The organism is Streptomyces sp. NRRL F-525 (genome assembly GCF_000716605.1).
Taxonomy (GTDB): Bacteria; Actinomycetota; Actinomycetes; order Streptomycetales; family Streptomycetaceae; genus Streptomyces.
The window spans coordinates 258371-272058 of record NZ_JNXE01000016.1; the positions used below are offsets into that span (position 1 = coordinate 258371).

General features: G+C 69.9%; 13 protein-coding genes. 4 read left to right on the plus strand and 9 right to left on the minus strand.

From position 1 onward, the window contains the following. Nucleotides 1–650: 650 nt before the first annotated feature. Nucleotides 651–1649 (minus strand): hypothetical protein, encoded by a 999-nt coding sequence (locus tag OO69_RS23960; RefSeq protein ID WP_033282781.1) that lies wholly within the window; start codon nt 1647–1649, stop codon nt 651–653. 953 nt (nt 1650–2602) lie between these two features. On the opposite strand from OO69_RS23960, the gene OO69_RS23965 reads away from it, so the two are divergent. Both OO69_RS23965 and OO69_RS23970 read left to right on the plus strand, forming a co-directional pair. Then, on the plus strand, nt 2603–3370 hold the full coding sequence (locus tag OO69_RS23965; RefSeq protein ID WP_033282782.1) for an ANTAR domain-containing protein: 768 nt from the start codon (nt 2603–2605) through the stop codon (nt 3368–3370). Nucleotides 3371–3449: 79 nt separating this feature from the next. Then, on the plus strand, nt 3450–4166 hold the full coding sequence (locus OO69_RS23970) for a GAF and ANTAR domain-containing protein (RefSeq protein WP_033282783.1): 717 nt from the start codon (nt 3450–3452) through the stop codon (nt 4164–4166). A gap of 56 nt (nt 4167–4222) precedes the next feature. On the opposite strand, the gene OO69_RS23975 is transcribed toward OO69_RS23970, so the two are convergent. The 6 genes from OO69_RS23975 to OO69_RS23995 all read right to left on the minus strand — a co-directional run bounded on the left by OO69_RS23975 (nt 4223) and on the right by OO69_RS23995 (nt 10961). Beyond that, nucleotides 4223–5290: a bifunctional class I SAM-dependent methyltransferase/NUDIX hydrolase gene (locus OO69_RS23975; RefSeq protein WP_033282784.1), complete on the minus strand. Its 1068-nt coding sequence runs from the start codon at nt 5288–5290 to the stop codon at nt 4223–4225. A 28-nt stretch (nt 5291–5318) separates the two neighbouring features. Next, a complete protein-coding gene (locus OO69_RS23980; RefSeq protein ID WP_051801171.1) occupies nt 5319–7220 on the minus strand; it encodes an ATP-binding cassette domain-containing protein in 1902 nt (633 codons plus the stop codon). After that, the gene (locus OO69_RS23985) at nt 7217–8131 is read right to left on the minus strand and encodes an aminoglycoside phosphotransferase family protein (protein ID WP_051801172.1); all 915 of its coding nucleotides are present in this window, start codon (nt 8129–8131) and stop codon (nt 7217–7219) included. The genes OO69_RS23980 and OO69_RS23985 overlap by 4 nt, the downstream gene beginning before the upstream one ends. Continuing rightward, nucleotides 8128–8283: a hypothetical protein gene (locus OO69_RS51985; RefSeq protein WP_158713415.1), complete on the minus strand. Its 156-nt coding sequence runs from the start codon at nt 8281–8283 to the stop codon at nt 8128–8130. The genes OO69_RS23985 and OO69_RS51985 overlap by 4 nt, the downstream gene beginning before the upstream one ends. A gap of 284 nt (nt 8284–8567) precedes the next feature. After that, on the minus strand, nt 8568–10184 hold the full coding sequence (locus OO69_RS23990; RefSeq protein WP_033282785.1) for an MFS transporter: 1617 nt from the start codon (nt 10182–10184) through the stop codon (nt 8568–8570). 285 nt (nt 10185–10469) lie between these two features. Then, complete coding sequence (locus OO69_RS23995) at nt 10470–10961, minus strand: MarR family winged helix-turn-helix transcriptional regulator (protein ID WP_033282786.1); 492 nt, start codon at nt 10959–10961, stop codon at nt 10470–10472. Nucleotides 10962–11201: 240 nt separating this feature from the next. Here OO69_RS23995 and OO69_RS24000 point away from each other — a divergent pair, with 240 nt between their 5' ends. After that, a complete protein-coding gene (locus OO69_RS24000; protein WP_033282787.1) occupies nt 11202–12413 on the plus strand; it encodes a N(5)-(carboxyethyl)ornithine synthase in 1212 nt (403 codons plus the stop codon). On the opposite strand, the gene OO69_RS24005 is transcribed toward OO69_RS24000, so the two are convergent. Further along, nucleotides 12410–12697 (minus strand): hypothetical protein, encoded by a 288-nt coding sequence (locus tag OO69_RS24005; RefSeq protein WP_019060897.1) that lies wholly within the window; start codon nt 12695–12697, stop codon nt 12410–12412. The genes OO69_RS24000 and OO69_RS24005 overlap by 4 nt on opposite strands. 54 nt (nt 12698–12751) lie before the next feature. After that, nucleotides 12752–13108 carry a PRC-barrel domain-containing protein gene (locus OO69_RS24010; protein ID WP_033282788.1) on the minus strand — a complete coding sequence of 119 codons (357 nt, stop codon included), beginning with the start codon at nt 13106–13108 and terminating at the stop codon, nt 12752–12754. Between the two features lie 385 nt (nt 13109–13493). On the opposite strand from OO69_RS24010, the gene OO69_RS24015 reads away from it, so the two are divergent. Beyond that, the gene (locus OO69_RS24015) at nt 13494–13673 is read left to right on the plus strand and encodes a hypothetical protein (RefSeq protein ID WP_033282789.1); all 180 of its coding nucleotides are present in this window, start codon (nt 13494–13496) and stop codon (nt 13671–13673) included. Nucleotides 13674–13688 lie beyond the last annotated feature (15 nt).

A 13688-nucleotide genomic window follows, 5' to 3' on the forward strand; every position in this document is an offset into this window, starting at 1 on the left:
TCTGTCCGCCCTGACGTGGGCCGAGGCCGGTCCGGGACACTGGAGGTGTTCGTTCCGGTCGAAACCGACGCTTCTATGATGCCGGTGAGCTCGCAGGTCAACATGGTGCCGAGGGCCATCCATGGGAACCGTGGAGTGTTGCTGTGAGCACGCGCGTGAGAATCCTTGATCCACCCTGGCCCTCCCGGAACGTGGACGTTCTGCATGAATGCTGCGCCAGCCTGGACATCAGCAAGAAGGACGTCAAAGCGCGCGTCCGCAACCTGACCACGGAGCGGCCGGGAACGTTCACCACCCAGAGAACCAACAAAAACCTACCTGCAGGCCCGCTACAAACGGATGACTGCCCGCCGCGACCCCGAACGCGCCATCCGCCGCGCGATCACCGCACTCAACCAGCTCGGATACACCATCACCCTCAACCTGGTCCAAGACGCAGCCTGACCATCCATAGCCCAAGTGCCCGGCGGCTACCACGACCACCGGGCACCCAGCCCTGCCCGAACAGCCCCCGATCTGGACCTACTTACGCGTCAGAGGCAGCAGCCCGCACACCATGGGCGGCTGACCGCAAACTCGGTTGGGGACGAGAAGTAGATCGAGTGTTGCCGCCCTGGGACCACCGACCGCCTGATGATGAGGGCCGAGGATCAGTCGTCGTAGCACTCGGTGACGAGGAACCGCGTCCCATCGAGTACCCCTCCGACAGGCACCTCGGCCCACTTGGCAAGCAGGTCCGGTTGGCCTTCAACCCGGTTCAACAGATCGGCGATCTCATCAGCGCCCGGCGACCTGGGGAGTACACAGCGAACTACCGCACTACCTGTCGCGCTGTCGCAATCCCCGTAGTCCTCATCGGGGTCATCGGGTACCCAGCGGCCGATCTCGACGTGCCAGGAATCGGCGCCGCCGTCACCGGGCTCCGGCGCATGAACAGACAGGTAGTACCCATCTGAATCGTACGGCTCAGCGAAGATCGCAAGGTTGGCCTCTTCCAGTCCCCCCAACATGGCAGGGAACCGAGAGCAGGCGGTGACCAGCACCCGCAGGTTTGCGACGGCCTCCTCACGCTCCTCGGGGGTGGTCCCTTCTTCGAGACGATCCAGCTGCTCACGCGCCTCACGGCTCAGCATGTCCACCCCGCCGTCATACGTCACGAACGGCTGGCCGAAGTCCCAAGAACGCCGGCCATCCGTCTCGGGCACGGAAGTTCCCTCTGAGTACTCGGCGAGCGCCTCGGACAACTGCCGTGCTTCCGTTTCCAGTTCCGCGTGGATCGCGACGCGGATGGGCTCAGGTACCGCCGTCAGAGCTTCGTCCAAATCGGCAAGCGCCTGGTGGAGTTCCAGACAGGTGTACTCGTACCACAGGCTGTGCGTACCACTCAGAAGATCGGCGCGCGAAGCCACGTCGGTCAGCGCTGCAAGGTGCTTCGTCGGATAGTGCGCCACCCCGTGGTCACGACGATCATAAACGCTCACCGGAACGGTGGTGAGGGCTGAGACCCGATTGAGCGCGTCAACGATCGGTGCTGCGAGGGCGGATGTGGCCAGGCTGGTGACAGTCGATGACTCGACCCCGCCCGGCCCCTGGTAGGTCGCCAGAATCTGCGTCTTCCCGCGGTTCGCGTGCTGAGAGTAAACGGTCATGAGAACGCCTTTCGACCACCGAGCCGAGACAGCCTGGTGGTCACGGAAGAATGCGGAGAGAGGCGGTGGCGAGGGCGCGTTCCGACGCTCCGTACCTCGAAGAGACCGGCGGTGGCCCAGGTCCTATCCCGAGCTCCTTGCCTCCGTGCACCCCAGGTGTACGTGTAGCACGCCGCAACCAGCTTGCCTGGCTTCGCGGGAGCAGGTGGCTGCCGGCAAGGCCAACACTGCCTGGTGTCACCGGCAGCCCCGGCCGAGGAGGAAGCATCCCCTGCCAGCGTCTTCCCACGCCCAGTCGCCGGGTCTGCTGCAGGTTCCGCTTGCCTCTCGCCCGCGGCGTCCCAACTTGTGGCGAGGCAGTCTTGGTTGAGAACCGCCTTCCTCGCCCGTTGCCGTTCCTGGTCAATGATGCGATCCGGGCTTGCGGTTCGGGTTCATGGGCCGAAGTGCACGAACGCCGCCCACAGGCTGGACTGACCACCGAGCCGTTTCCCACGGCCGCTGGGGGTGTCCTCGTCCAGGACACCCCCAGCGGCAACTCCCGTGCCGTGCCCACCACTTACCGGTGAGGACCGTGCGCGCACCCGCACGAGGACTATGCTGCTGCACGGACGTCCCAGACCCCGGCGGCTTGTCGTAGCTCGACACAGATGGTTGCGGGGAGCGGATTCTTCGTCCGTCGCCCGGCGCATCCCTGGAGGGATCTGGGTGGGTCCGCCGTCCTGGAGCGCAGGCCCACGGACCCGTCCCCGTACCCGCTCCGCCGAACGTACGCCCCCCGCCCGCAGCGCGGCCCGGGCGCCGGAACTCCCGTCGTCACCACACCCGTTGCCGGATGGTCCCCCGAACCGAGGCGTCATGCCCCGCACGCAGCTCACCGTCGACCGCCACGACCGAAGGACACGGGCACCGACCACCCCGGCCGTGAGTCCCGGCCTCTCCGGGGACGCACGGTGACCGCCCGGTCGGCCCGGATCCAGGTGCTGGTCGCCGAGCAGGCGGCGCGGCGCGGTGGGCGGGCCGGGGTGGTGGACGTGTGCACCGCGGCCGTGGCCGCGCTCCCGGTCGGCGGGGCGGGGCTGTCCGCGATGTCCCGCACCGCCGCGAGCCATCCGCTGTGCAGCACCGACGACATCAGCGAGCAACTGGAGGAACTGCAGCTGACGTTGGGCGAGGGGCCGTGCGTGGACGCGTTCCTGGACGGTGCGGCCGTCCTGACACCGGACCTCCTCACGGGCCAACTCCAGGACCGCTGGGCCGTGTTCGCGGACGCGGCCCTGGAGGCCGGGGCACGCGCGGTGTTCGCGCTCCCCCTGCAGGTGGGCGCGATCAGCCCGGGAGTCCTGGACCTGTACGCCGACGTGCCGACCGTACTGAACGGCGAACAGCTGGCCGACGCCCTCGCGTTCGCCGATCTCGCGACGCTGCTCCTGCTCGACGCCCGGATCGACGGGTCGGGCGGCCCGTCCGCCCAACAGGCCCCGGCGGACCGGGACTTCTGGAACCTGGACGGATACCGCGCGCAGATCGACCAGGCCACCGGCATCCTCACCGTCCAGCTCGGCATCGGCATCGACGAGGCCTTCGTACGGCTGCGCGCGCACGCCTATATGCGGGGGCGCCGGCTCGCCGACGTGGCCGCCGACATCGTGGCCCACCGGCTCCGCTTCTCCCCGCACGCCGAGCCGGACCAGGACGACCGGTCCGACGAGGACACCTGACGCGTCGACGTCGGCCGACCGACGCGCCGCACTTCCCGCCCCCTCCCGGCGGAACCCGGTCCCCAACGAAGGTGACACGATGAATCAGCAGCTCCTGGCCAAGACCTTCGTCGAACTGGCGGACAACCTGGTCGCCGACTTCGATCTGATCGACTTCCTGCGCCTGCTCACCGACCGCTGCGTGGGCATGCTCGGAGCCGACGCGGCGGGCGTGCTGCTCGCGGACCGCGACGGCGAACTGCGCGTGATGGCGGCCTCCGACGAACAGGTGCGCCTCCTGGAACTGTTCCAGCTCCAGAACGACGAGGGCCCCTGCCTGGAGTGCTTCCGCTCCGGCGCACCCGTGGTCGTCCCCGATCTGACCCGGGAGGCCGAGCGCTGGCCGCGCTTCGTCACGACGGCCCACCGCAGCGGTTTCACCGCCGTGCAGGCGCTGCCGATGCGGCTGCGGGACGAGGTCGTCGGCGCCCTCAACCTCTTCCGGGCCGCCCCCGGCCCGTTCGACCCGGCCGGCACCCTGATCGCCCAGGCCCTGGCCGACGTAGCGACCATCAGCCTGCTGCAACAACGCTCCAGCCACCGCAGCACGCTCCTCAACGAGCAACTCCAGACCGCCCTGAACAGCCGCGTCCTGATCGAACAGGCCAAGGGCAAACTCGCCGAACGCCTCGGCATCGACATGGAGCGCGCCTTCACCACCCTCCGCGGCTACGCCCGCGCGCACAACCGGCGCCTGTCGGACGTGGCCCGCGCCTTCGTGGACGGCTCCGAGCCGCTGCCGGGTCTGGGGTCGTGAAGTAGCTGCGGCTGGGGTCCTGGCCTGCCGCTCTACGGTCCGGACGGCCGCCGCCGCTATGAAGTGACGGCGGTCGTGGCCACCGGATAACGGTGGACCGGTGGCAGGCCGGGCAGCAACCCCGGCCAGACCGTGTCGATGACATGCGCGCTCGGCGTGAACAGCGGCTGGGCCAGGGTGGGCAGATCGGCGACCTCGTGCCACTCCCAGCGGTGGATCAACTGCGGTTCGGTGACGGTCGGTTGACCGGTCCAGGCGGTGACCCGGACGGCTCCCGTCAGCCGGGGCATCCCGTGCGTGGAGTCCATCAGCAGGGCCAACAGCCGCGCGCCGCCCGGGATCGGGTCCGCCTTCAGGCCTGTCTCCTCCTCCAACTCCCTTACGCCCGCCTCCAGAAAGCCCTCGCCGGGGTCGTTCTTGCCACCGGGCAACTCCCAGACCCCGCGCACCGACCAGCCCAGCAGGATCCGGCCCGCCGAGTCCGTCACGACGACACCGGCACCGGTGAGGGCGTGCGGTGAGGGCCGCTTCTTGCCCGCGCAGGTGACGGCCCCGGGAGCGGGATCACGCAGGACGACGAACGCCAGCCCGTCCGCGTCGAACCGTTCGGCCACCGCCCAACTCCCGCACAGCGCACGGATCTCCTCGTCGTCCAGGGCGATGGAGCGCCTGCCGTCCCCCGCCTCCTCCGCGACGGGCGTGATGACACAGACGACGCCACCGGGTCGCAGCCGCTCCCGCAGCCGGTTCATCACCCGGGTGCGGTCGTGCACGAAGGCCCAGCCGAGACGGAGGGTGATCAGGTCGTAGGCGGGATGCGGCAGGGCATCGAGGCTGTCGTGCTCGAAGTCCAACAGGCGGTAGTTCACGGCCGAGTTGGCGGCGGTGGGCTGGGCTCCGGCGCGAGCACGGGCGAGGGCTGCTGGCGCGAAGTCGACGGCGTCGACCTCGTACCCCGACTCGGCCAGATGCCGGGCGAGTTCACCCAGCCCGCAGCCGATGTCCAGGGCGTATCCGCCACCCTCGGGGACGGGCGCGTGCTCGGCGAGCAGCGCGCGTTCGGAGTCACGGAGCGGGCTGAAGGTGTTGCCGTCGGCGTAGTGCGCGTCCCATGCGTCGGTCACGGGGTTCTCCTTGCGAAGCGGTGATCGGTCAGCGGTCGTTCGACAGGGCCAGGAGCTCGGCGAACAGGCCACCGCCATGGGCGAGTTCGTCGTACGTACCCTGTTCGACGATGCGACCGTGCCGCATGACCACAACCCGGTCGGCGATCTTCGTGTTGACCAGCTGGTGGGTGACCACGATGGTCATCCGGCGGGCGGCGATCGCCTTGATCTGTTCGAGGACGGCGTGTTCGCCGCGCGCGTCCATCTGGCTGGTCGGCTCGTCCAGGATGAGCAGGTCCGGCTGCCGGTACAGGGCCCGCGCACAGGCCAGCCGCTGCCACTGGCCGCCGGACAGTTCGGTACCGCCCCACAGCTCGCGGGCCAGCAACGTGTCGAGCCCGTACGGGAGTTCCTCCACCGACTCCCGCAGCCCTACGGCGTCCAGCGCCTCCCACACCAACAGGTCGTCCTGTGTCCGGGGCTGGCCGAGGGTGACGTTGTCGCGGACGTTGAGGGGCCACTGGGCGAAGTTCTGCGGCACCAGTCCCGACAACTCCCAGAGCGTGTCCGGGGCGAGACCCGCGAGGTCGTGCCCGTTCCAGCTGACCGTGCCCTTGTCGGCGAGGAAGATGCCCGCGAGGAGCCGGGTCAGCGTGGACTTGCCGGAACCGTTCTCGCCGACCACGGCGAGGATCTCCCCGCGCCGCACGGTCAGCGAGACCCCGGCCACCGCCGGGATCTCCTTGCCCGGGTAGCAGTAGACGGCCTCGTCGAGCCGGATCTCCTCCACCGGCTGACCTGGCCCCAACTCCCCGCGCCTCGGGGCGCGTTCGTCGGCGAAGGCGAGGAAGCCCTCCAGGTCGGCTAGGTAGAGGGCGGTGTGGAACATCGCGGCGCCGTAGACGACGAGTTGGCCGAGCGCGGCGAGGGTGGTCTGGACGGCGACGACCGCCGTGGCGGCGATGGCGGGTTCGACGCGTCCGGTGGCGGCCAGCCAGGCGAGCGCGGCCCAGGTCGCGATGAGGAAGACACCGCCGATCGCCGAACTGGCCAGCACGATCCGCAGCATCCGCGGCGCCACGTCCAGGACCCGGCGGTCGATGCGCTCGGAGATCGTCCGGTGCCAGAAGCCGAGGTAGGGGACCATCCCGTTGGCGCGGATCTCGTCGGAGAACTTCGGGCTGGTCACCCAACCCCGCATGTTCTGGCGGACGTTGCGGTCGCCGATGTTGGCGTAGTGCGTCTCGTACTGGACCTTCGCGTGCAGGATCGCGCCCACACCGGCGGGCACGACCGCGAGCAGCAGCAGGGGCAGCATGAGCGGGTGCAGCACGGACAGCACCCCGCTCGCGCTGACCATCCGGACCACGGCGGCGGTGAAGCGCGTGGCGTCCTGCACCATCACATGGCCCCGGATCACCCCCATCTCGGCGGCCTCCTGCCGGTCTGCGAACCCGTCCTCGGCCCGCGCGGCGGCCTCCACCCGGCACACCGCCTCGACCAGGGAACTGTCCGCCGCCGTGGTCAGCCGCGGGGTGATCCGCCCGTCCGCGTACGAGGACAACGCGCTCGCGACCCGGCCGACCGCCGCCGCGACGGCGATGACCAGCAGCGCGGGCAGCGCCTGATGCAGCCGGTCACTCACGGGCCCGGCGGCCAGCACCGAGCGCATCGCCCGCGCGGTGGACAGCAGCAGCACCACGGCGGCGGCGCCGACGGCCAGTTGGCAGCCGGCCAGGAGGAGGACTGCGGACCGGTCGATGGCCCACGCCATCCGCGCGGTCTGCGCGAGGACCGAGGGCAGGCGCGCGCAGAGTTTCCCGAACTCGGCCTCGGCCAACGGGTTCTGGGCGTGCCGGCCCTCGTAGCGGAGCTCGGCGGGCTGCGGTGGCGGCACACGCGTGGCGGTCCCGGGCAGCGGTGCCCGGCCGGTCGTCCCGGCGCTCATCGGGCCGCACTCTCGGCGCGGCGGGGCGTCAACTGCCGTTCGGGCAGGCGGGGTTCGGGATGCGTCATACGGCAGCCTCCCCCGACGGCTCCGGTACTAGCCGCCCGAACGCCGACCCCGTGCAGCGCGGTCAGGCAGAGCAGGGCGCGCTTCTCCTCCGGGATGAGGGGGCGGCCGTAGCCCGTGAAGAACGCGGTTCTCAGGCGGGGTTGTTCTGCCCAGGGTCCGCGGGCCAGGGGGACGAAGTCCTGGACGACGGGGGCGAACCGGGCCCGCTCGAAGGCGATCAGCGCGAGGGGTTCCCGGGTGCCGGACCACCGCAGGGTGTGCTCGTCGACGTGGCCGTGGATGTAGCCGAGCGGGACCCGCCCCAGGGTGCGGAGTTCGGCGGCGCGGGCCAGCACGAACTCCCTTTCCTCGGGCGGCATTTGGTCTCCGGACGCGTGGACGCTCCGCTCGGCGCTGTCGGCGGTGCGGCGTAGTGTCTGGGCCGCTTCCTCGCGGGCCGCGGGGGTCAGTTTTCCGGCCTGGTGCAGTTGGGCGACGAGGGCGCCGGCCTTGCGGTGGACGGTCTCCAGCGCGGCGCCGGTCGCCCTGAGGTCGCTCAGCGGGGTGCCGGGGAGGGCGGTCATGAGCAGGGCGAGGTGCTGGGCCGAGGTCGCGGTGAGGCGAGGTGCGCGGCCGGGGCCGAGGTAGGACACGGCGTGCCGGTGGGCGAAGGTCTCGCGGGTGAAGGCGAGGGGGGAGGCGGCGAGTTTCACGCAGAAGCGCCGGCCGCTCTCCGGTCGTGTAGTCACCTCCCACACGCGCGAGGGGTGGGCGGCGGAGGCGTCGCGGAGACAGGTGAGGGGGCCGATGACGGATTCGGCCCAGGCCCGGACGGGGTCCGGCAGTGTGGTCGCTCCGGTCATGCCCCCCACCTCGGTGCGCGTCGTGACGTATCCGCGTCGGCGGCGGCCGTGGCGTCAACCTCGTGCATCGCGGGCGGGAGCGGGACCGCGACCGCGGGGGTGCGATGTTCGAACGCGAGCGGGACGAGGGCGGGGACGGGCACGGGATTCATGGCAACCTCCTGCGGTCGGTGCGGTGACTCGGTGCCAGAAGAACGTGCCTGATCACGATGCCGTCACGGGTGCGGACGGGCGAACCGTCGGACGAAAGTTCGAGGACGCGGGTGCCGCCCTAGGGGCCGCTGGGAGGTGTGGCCACGATCCGGTGTTCGATCGGCCGTACCGGGAGCCGTCACCTGATCGAGGGATTGCCGGACAGCACTGAACCGTCCCGGTGGCGCGGGGCATCGGCCACTGGGACGGTGCATCGGGCGGGCTGTTCAGCCGCGCGGCGCGGTCAGGCCGGGGCGGCGACCGGGAGGTCCGACGCGTCGTCGGGGCGTGCCTCGCCGTCCTCGTCGACGTCAGGGGGGATCGTCGAGACGGCGCTGGAGTGGAGGTCCTTCGTGCGGAGCATCGTGAAGCCGATGACCGCGGCGACGAAGCCGAGGATCGCGCTGAGGGTCATCGCTCCGTGGAAGGCGTTCATGAACGCGTCCTGTCCGGCGGCCAGTACCTTCTCGCGCAGCGCGTCCGGTGCGGCCTTGACGACGGCGTCGAGACCACCGGCGCTGATGCCGTGGGCGGCACTCTCCGCGGTGTCGGCGCCGAGCTGCTTGCCCACGGCCGAGGAGGTGAAGTCCTTGGACACGGTGTGCTGGAAGTAGGCGCCGATACCGGCGATGCCGACCGCGATGCCGACCTGCTGGAAAGTCTCGTTGATGCCGGACGCGACACCGGACTTGGCCGGTTCGGCGACCCCGATGGCCAGCGCTGCGCGGGCCGGGTTGAAGGCGCCCATGCCGAAGCCGGAGACGACCAGCGCCGGGACGAGCACGGTCCAGGACGAGTCCGCCTCGGTGAGGTTCAAGCACAGGATGCCGATGGCCATGACCAGGGTCGAGCCGCCCAGCAGGATCCGGAAGGGGACCTTGCCGATGAGGCCGCCGCCGAGCGCACCGGCCACGAACATCGCGCCGGTCAGCGGCAGGAACCGTAGACCCGTCCCCCACGCGTCGACGTGCAGCATGTTCTCCAGGTAGCTGGTCTCGAAGAACACCGAGGGCAGGGCGCCCGCGTTGCCGATCATCGCGACGAGGGAGATGCCGACGAAGGTGGGGCTGCGGAAGAACGCCGGGTCGATCAGGGCGCGTTCACCGAGCCGGCGCTCGATGGCGACGAAGACGACCAGGAAGAGGACGCTCACCGCGTAGAGGCCGAGCGTGTCGGCGCTGGTCCAACCCTCCACCGGGCCACGGACGGTGGCGTGGACGAGGGCGCCGAGCGCGAGGCTGAAGGTGCCGAGGCCGGCCCAATCGGTGGGGTGGGCCCGGGTGTTGAGGGATTCGCGGACGCGCAGCGCGCCGATGAGGAGGGCGAGCACGCCGACCGGCACGTTGATGTAGAAGATCCAGCGCCAGGACAGCGCGTTGATCAGCGAGCCGCCGATGAGCGGTCCGGTGGCGACGGCGAGGCCGACGGCGGCGCCGAACGCGGTGAACGCGGTGGCCCGTTCCTTGCCGTGGAACTCATGGCTCAGCATCGCGGGGCCGACCGCGAACATGATGGCGGCGCCGACTCCCTGGACGGCCCGGAACCAGCTCAACTCCCCTGCCCCGTCGGCCAGTCCGCAGGCCAGGGACGCGGCGGTGAAGACCGCGAAGCCGACCTGGAAGACCTTCTTGCGGCCGATCCGGTCGGCGAGCGAGCCCGCCGCGACGAGGAAGATCGCGAGCGTGAGGGCGTAGGCGTCGAACACCCACTGCAGGTCGGCGAAGCTGCTGCCCAGACTCTTGTGGATCTGCGGCAGCGCGATGGAGACCACGCTCAGGTCGAGCATCAGCATGAACGAGCCCAACGCGACGATCCCGAGTGTCCACCACCTAGTGGGAGATGGTGCGCGTTCTGCGGACATGCGGGGACCTTCCAATCACCAGGAACTTTGGACCTTAGGATCCATAGATGATGGAAATCTAGATGATTGGAAAGTCATGAGTCAACGCCGCCACGGTCGGCACGGCGAGCGAAGTAACCCGGAGTGACGACCACCGGGCACGACAAAGCCCGCGGCACCGGTCGGCACCACGGGCTTGCGGGAATTCGGGGTTGTTCTACGTCAACTCGCGGACGTTCTAGGTGAGTTGGAGCGCGTACTGCGTCAACTCCCGGACGGCGTCCGTCAACTCAAGCCGGCTCCTCGTCAGTCCGAGCAGACCGACGCGGGCCAGCGGCCGGCCATCAGCGTGCCGAGCATCTTGCGCAGCACCCCGCGCTCGTCCTCGGAGAGCGCGCCGAAGAACGCCGACTCGACCTCCGTGGCCACCCGGTCCGCCATCGCGAGGGCCTCGCGGCCGCTCTCGGTGAGGATCAGGTTGTAGCGGCGCCGGTCGGCGGGGTTGCGGCGGCGCTCCACGTACGCGTTGCGCTCCATCTCGTCGATCACCGTCACGACCGTGGTCGGATCGAGGTTGAGCAGCCGGCTCAGATCCTGCTGGGAGAGCTCGGGCCCACCGGCCAGCGCGGCCAGCACGAAGAAGTCGCGGATGCGCATACCGACCGCGCCCAGCGCCTTCTCCACGTCCTCGACCAGCACCAGCCCCGCCTTGTGGAGCAGATAGCCGGGACGCTCGGCGATGAGGAAGTCCTCCCGGGGGGACACCCCGTACTGCTCCGTGCCACCGGTGCGCACCATGAGCCGACTCCTTCGATCGTCGCAATCTCCACCATCGAAGATACAACGTTCTCAGCGTGCTCCGGCAGGCGCCGTCCGATGCGCCGCAGCGCCCCCGTCGGCGGAATCCAGCCCTTTCCGGACTGGAGTACCGTGGCATCACCGAGCGCACCTCGCACGCCGTCAGCCGTTTCGGCGTCGCCCTCGGGGAACGGCAACGCCGGAGCGCTTCGTGTTCCGGCCGGAAATGAGCCGCCCCACATGAGCCTGATGAGTCTCGGAGTACTGCACTCCTCCCGCAAGGAGAACGAGTTCCGTCTGCCGCTGCACCCGCGCCACCTCGAGCGGATCGCGCCGGACATCCGGGAGAGAATCTTCCTCGAACAGGGCTACGGCGAGCGGTTCGGCCTCGCCGACCACGCGCTGCGGCCCCTCGTCGGCGGACTCCGATCCCGTGAGCAGCTGGTCGCGGAGTGCGACATCATGCTGCTGCCCAAGCCCATGCACGAGGACCTCGCCGAGCTGCGCGAGGGCCAGGTGCTGTGGGGCTGGCCGCACTGCGTGCAGGACGAGAAGACGACTCAGATCGGCATCGACCGGCGGCTGACCCTGATCGCCTGGGAGGCCATGAACCACTGGACCTCCACGGGCGCCTTCAGCGTCCACGTGTTCCACAAGAACAACGAGCTGGCCGGTTACTGCTCGGTCCTGCACGCCCTCCAGCTCGGCGGACTGACCGGCAGCTACGGCCGCCGGCTGCGCGCGGTGGTCATAAGCTTCGGCGCCACGGCACGCGGCGCGGTCACGGGCCTGGGTGCGATGGGTGTCTCCGACGTCACGGTGCTCACGCAGCGCGCGGCGGCGGCCGTGGCCTCGCCGATGCCGTCGGTCGTGATGGGGCACTTCGAGGAGCAGGAGGACGACCCGACGCGCCTCCAGGCGGCCACCGGGCTCGGACCCGTGCCGCTCGCGCAGTATCTGGCCGGGTTCGACATCGTCGTCAACTGCGTTCTGCAGGACACCGACGCGCCGCTGATGTTCGTCAACAACGAGGAACTCGCGCTGTTCCAGCCGGGGACCTTCTTCATCGACGTGGCCTGCGACGAGGGCATGGGCTTCGCCTGGGCCCGGCCGAGCGGCTTCGGCGACCCGATGTCCACGGTCGGACCGGGCTGCCACTACTACGCCGTGGACCACAGCCCGTCCCACCTGTGGAACTCCGCGACGTGGGAGATCAGCGAGGCGCTCCTGCCGTATCTGCGTACGGTCATGAGCGGACCCGGCGCGTGGGACGGCGACGTCACGGTGCGCAAGGCCATCGAGATCCGGGACGGTGTCGTCCAGAACCCGAAGATCCTCTCCTTCCAGCACCGGTCGGCCGCCTACCCGCACAGCCCCGAGGCACTACGGCCTGAAGGCAATGGGGTAAGGCGGCCTGACGGCAGGGCAGTTGACGGCCCAGTGGTGGTCTAGCTCCGGTTGACACCGGTGGCCACCGCGTGGCCGATGAAGAGGTAGACGAGGGCGGGCAGGCCGTAGTTGACGACAGTGCGCCAGTCCGCCGAGTGGATGGTGAACAGGTTGTGCGACCAGCCCGATAGCCAGTCGGCCGCGTTGTGGACCCAGTCGACCGAGTTGTTCGCGGTGTTGGCGTCGAACAGATAGAGAGCGATCCACAGGATCAGGATCAGTGCCGCGATGTCCGCGATGACGGAGATGACCGTCCCCGCGGGGCTTCCGCCGTAGCGTCTGGACATGTTCAACGGGTGGCCCGGAACGCCGAGTTGAAACCTCTCGGTGTTCCGGTGCCGTCAGCGGCGGGCCAGTTGGCGCTCGCCTCCGGCACCCGGCTGGTACGGCAGGCCGTAGTGCTTGAAGATGCCTTCCTCCTGCTCGGCGGGCAGCACGTCGTCCGTACCGATCGAGGGGGCCTGCTTCACCAGGGCCTTGGGATACCCGACCTTCACGTAGTCCGGCCCCACGATCGCGTCGTCCAACGGCACGAAGACCAGCCGATGCCGCGTGGGCAGCCCGACCCGGACCGTCGCCATGGCCGGCTCGTCGGTGGCGGTGTCCACATACACCGCCTCCAGCACCCCGATCTTGTGCGACTCCGCGTCCACGACGTCACGCTCCCGCCACTCCCGGACATCGGCTGACCGAATCATGACCTTCTCCTTCGGACGACGCGTCCACCAGCGGGATCCGAAGCGGTGTCCCGGGGTCCGGGCCGGGCCCAGACCCGGCTCCACCAGCGTAGTCCCCACCACAGAACGCGCACAGTGATCGGGGACGACGGCTTGCGGACGCGGAGGCCGGAGCGGAGGGCCGTCAGACGGATGGCCACCGGACGCCTGTTCGGGAGGTGCGGCGAGGACTAGCGTGTGTCCTACGGCCCCAGCCCCCGGCAGCGTCGACCCTCGCTCGCTCTCCCGCGCTCCTCGGGGGCGCGTCTCGCGCATCGGTGCCGGATCGCCCCGCGGCTCGACGCGCTCCGTGCGGGCGCCTTTCCGCCGCCCGCCGCCTCGCTCGCGTTCCACGACAGGCGGACACATGTACGCGCTGATCGTTCCGGCTTCGACCCCCTTCGTCCTGCTCGCCACCGTCCTGGGCCTGTCCTGGTGGGAGGACCGCATCCTGCCGACACCGGCCCCGGCTCCACTCCCCCAACTCCTCGACTCCGAGGCCCAGTTGACCGAGACTCCGGCTACCGGGAACTCACCGGTAAAATAGGCCTCTTACCCGCCC

Bases quoted from the DNA above. Each gene is read 5' to 3' on its own strand.
- OO69_RS24010 (WP_033282788.1), bottom strand. From the start codon at position 13,108: ATGATTCGGTCAGCCGATGTCCGGGAGTGGCGGGAGCGTGACGTCGTG.
- OO69_RS24000 (WP_033282787.1), top strand. From the start codon at position 11,202: ATGAGCCTGATGAGTCTCGGAGTACTGCACTCCTCCCGCAAGGAGAAC.
- OO69_RS23960 (WP_033282781.1), bottom strand. From the start codon at position 1,649: ATGACCGTTTACTCTCAGCACGCGAACCGCGGGAAGACGCAGATTCTG.
- OO69_RS24005 (WP_019060897.1), bottom strand. From the start codon at position 12,697: ATGTCCAGACGCTACGGCGGAAGCCCCGCGGGGACGGTCATCTCCGTC.
- OO69_RS23985 (WP_051801172.1), bottom strand. From the start codon at position 8,131: ATGACCGGAGCGACCACACTGCCGGACCCCGTCCGGGCCTGGGCCGAA.
- OO69_RS23980 (WP_051801171.1), bottom strand. From the start codon at position 7,220: ATGAGCGCCGGGACGACCGGCCGGGCACCGCTGCCCGGGACCGCCACG.
- OO69_RS24015 (WP_033282789.1), top strand. From the start codon at position 13,494: ATGTACGCGCTGATCGTTCCGGCTTCGACCCCCTTCGTCCTGCTCGCC.
- OO69_RS23995 (WP_033282786.1), bottom strand. From the start codon at position 10,961: ATGGTGCGCACCGGTGGCACGGAGCAGTACGGGGTGTCCCCCCGGGAG.
- OO69_RS23970 (WP_033282783.1), top strand. From the start codon at position 3,450: ATGAATCAGCAGCTCCTGGCCAAGACCTTCGTCGAACTGGCGGACAAC.
- OO69_RS51985 (WP_158713415.1), bottom strand. From the start codon at position 8,283: ATGAATCCCGTGCCCGTCCCCGCCCTCGTCCCGCTCGCGTTCGAACAT.
- OO69_RS23990 (WP_033282785.1), bottom strand. From the start codon at position 10,184: ATGTCCGCAGAACGCGCACCATCTCCCACTAGGTGGTGGACACTCGGG.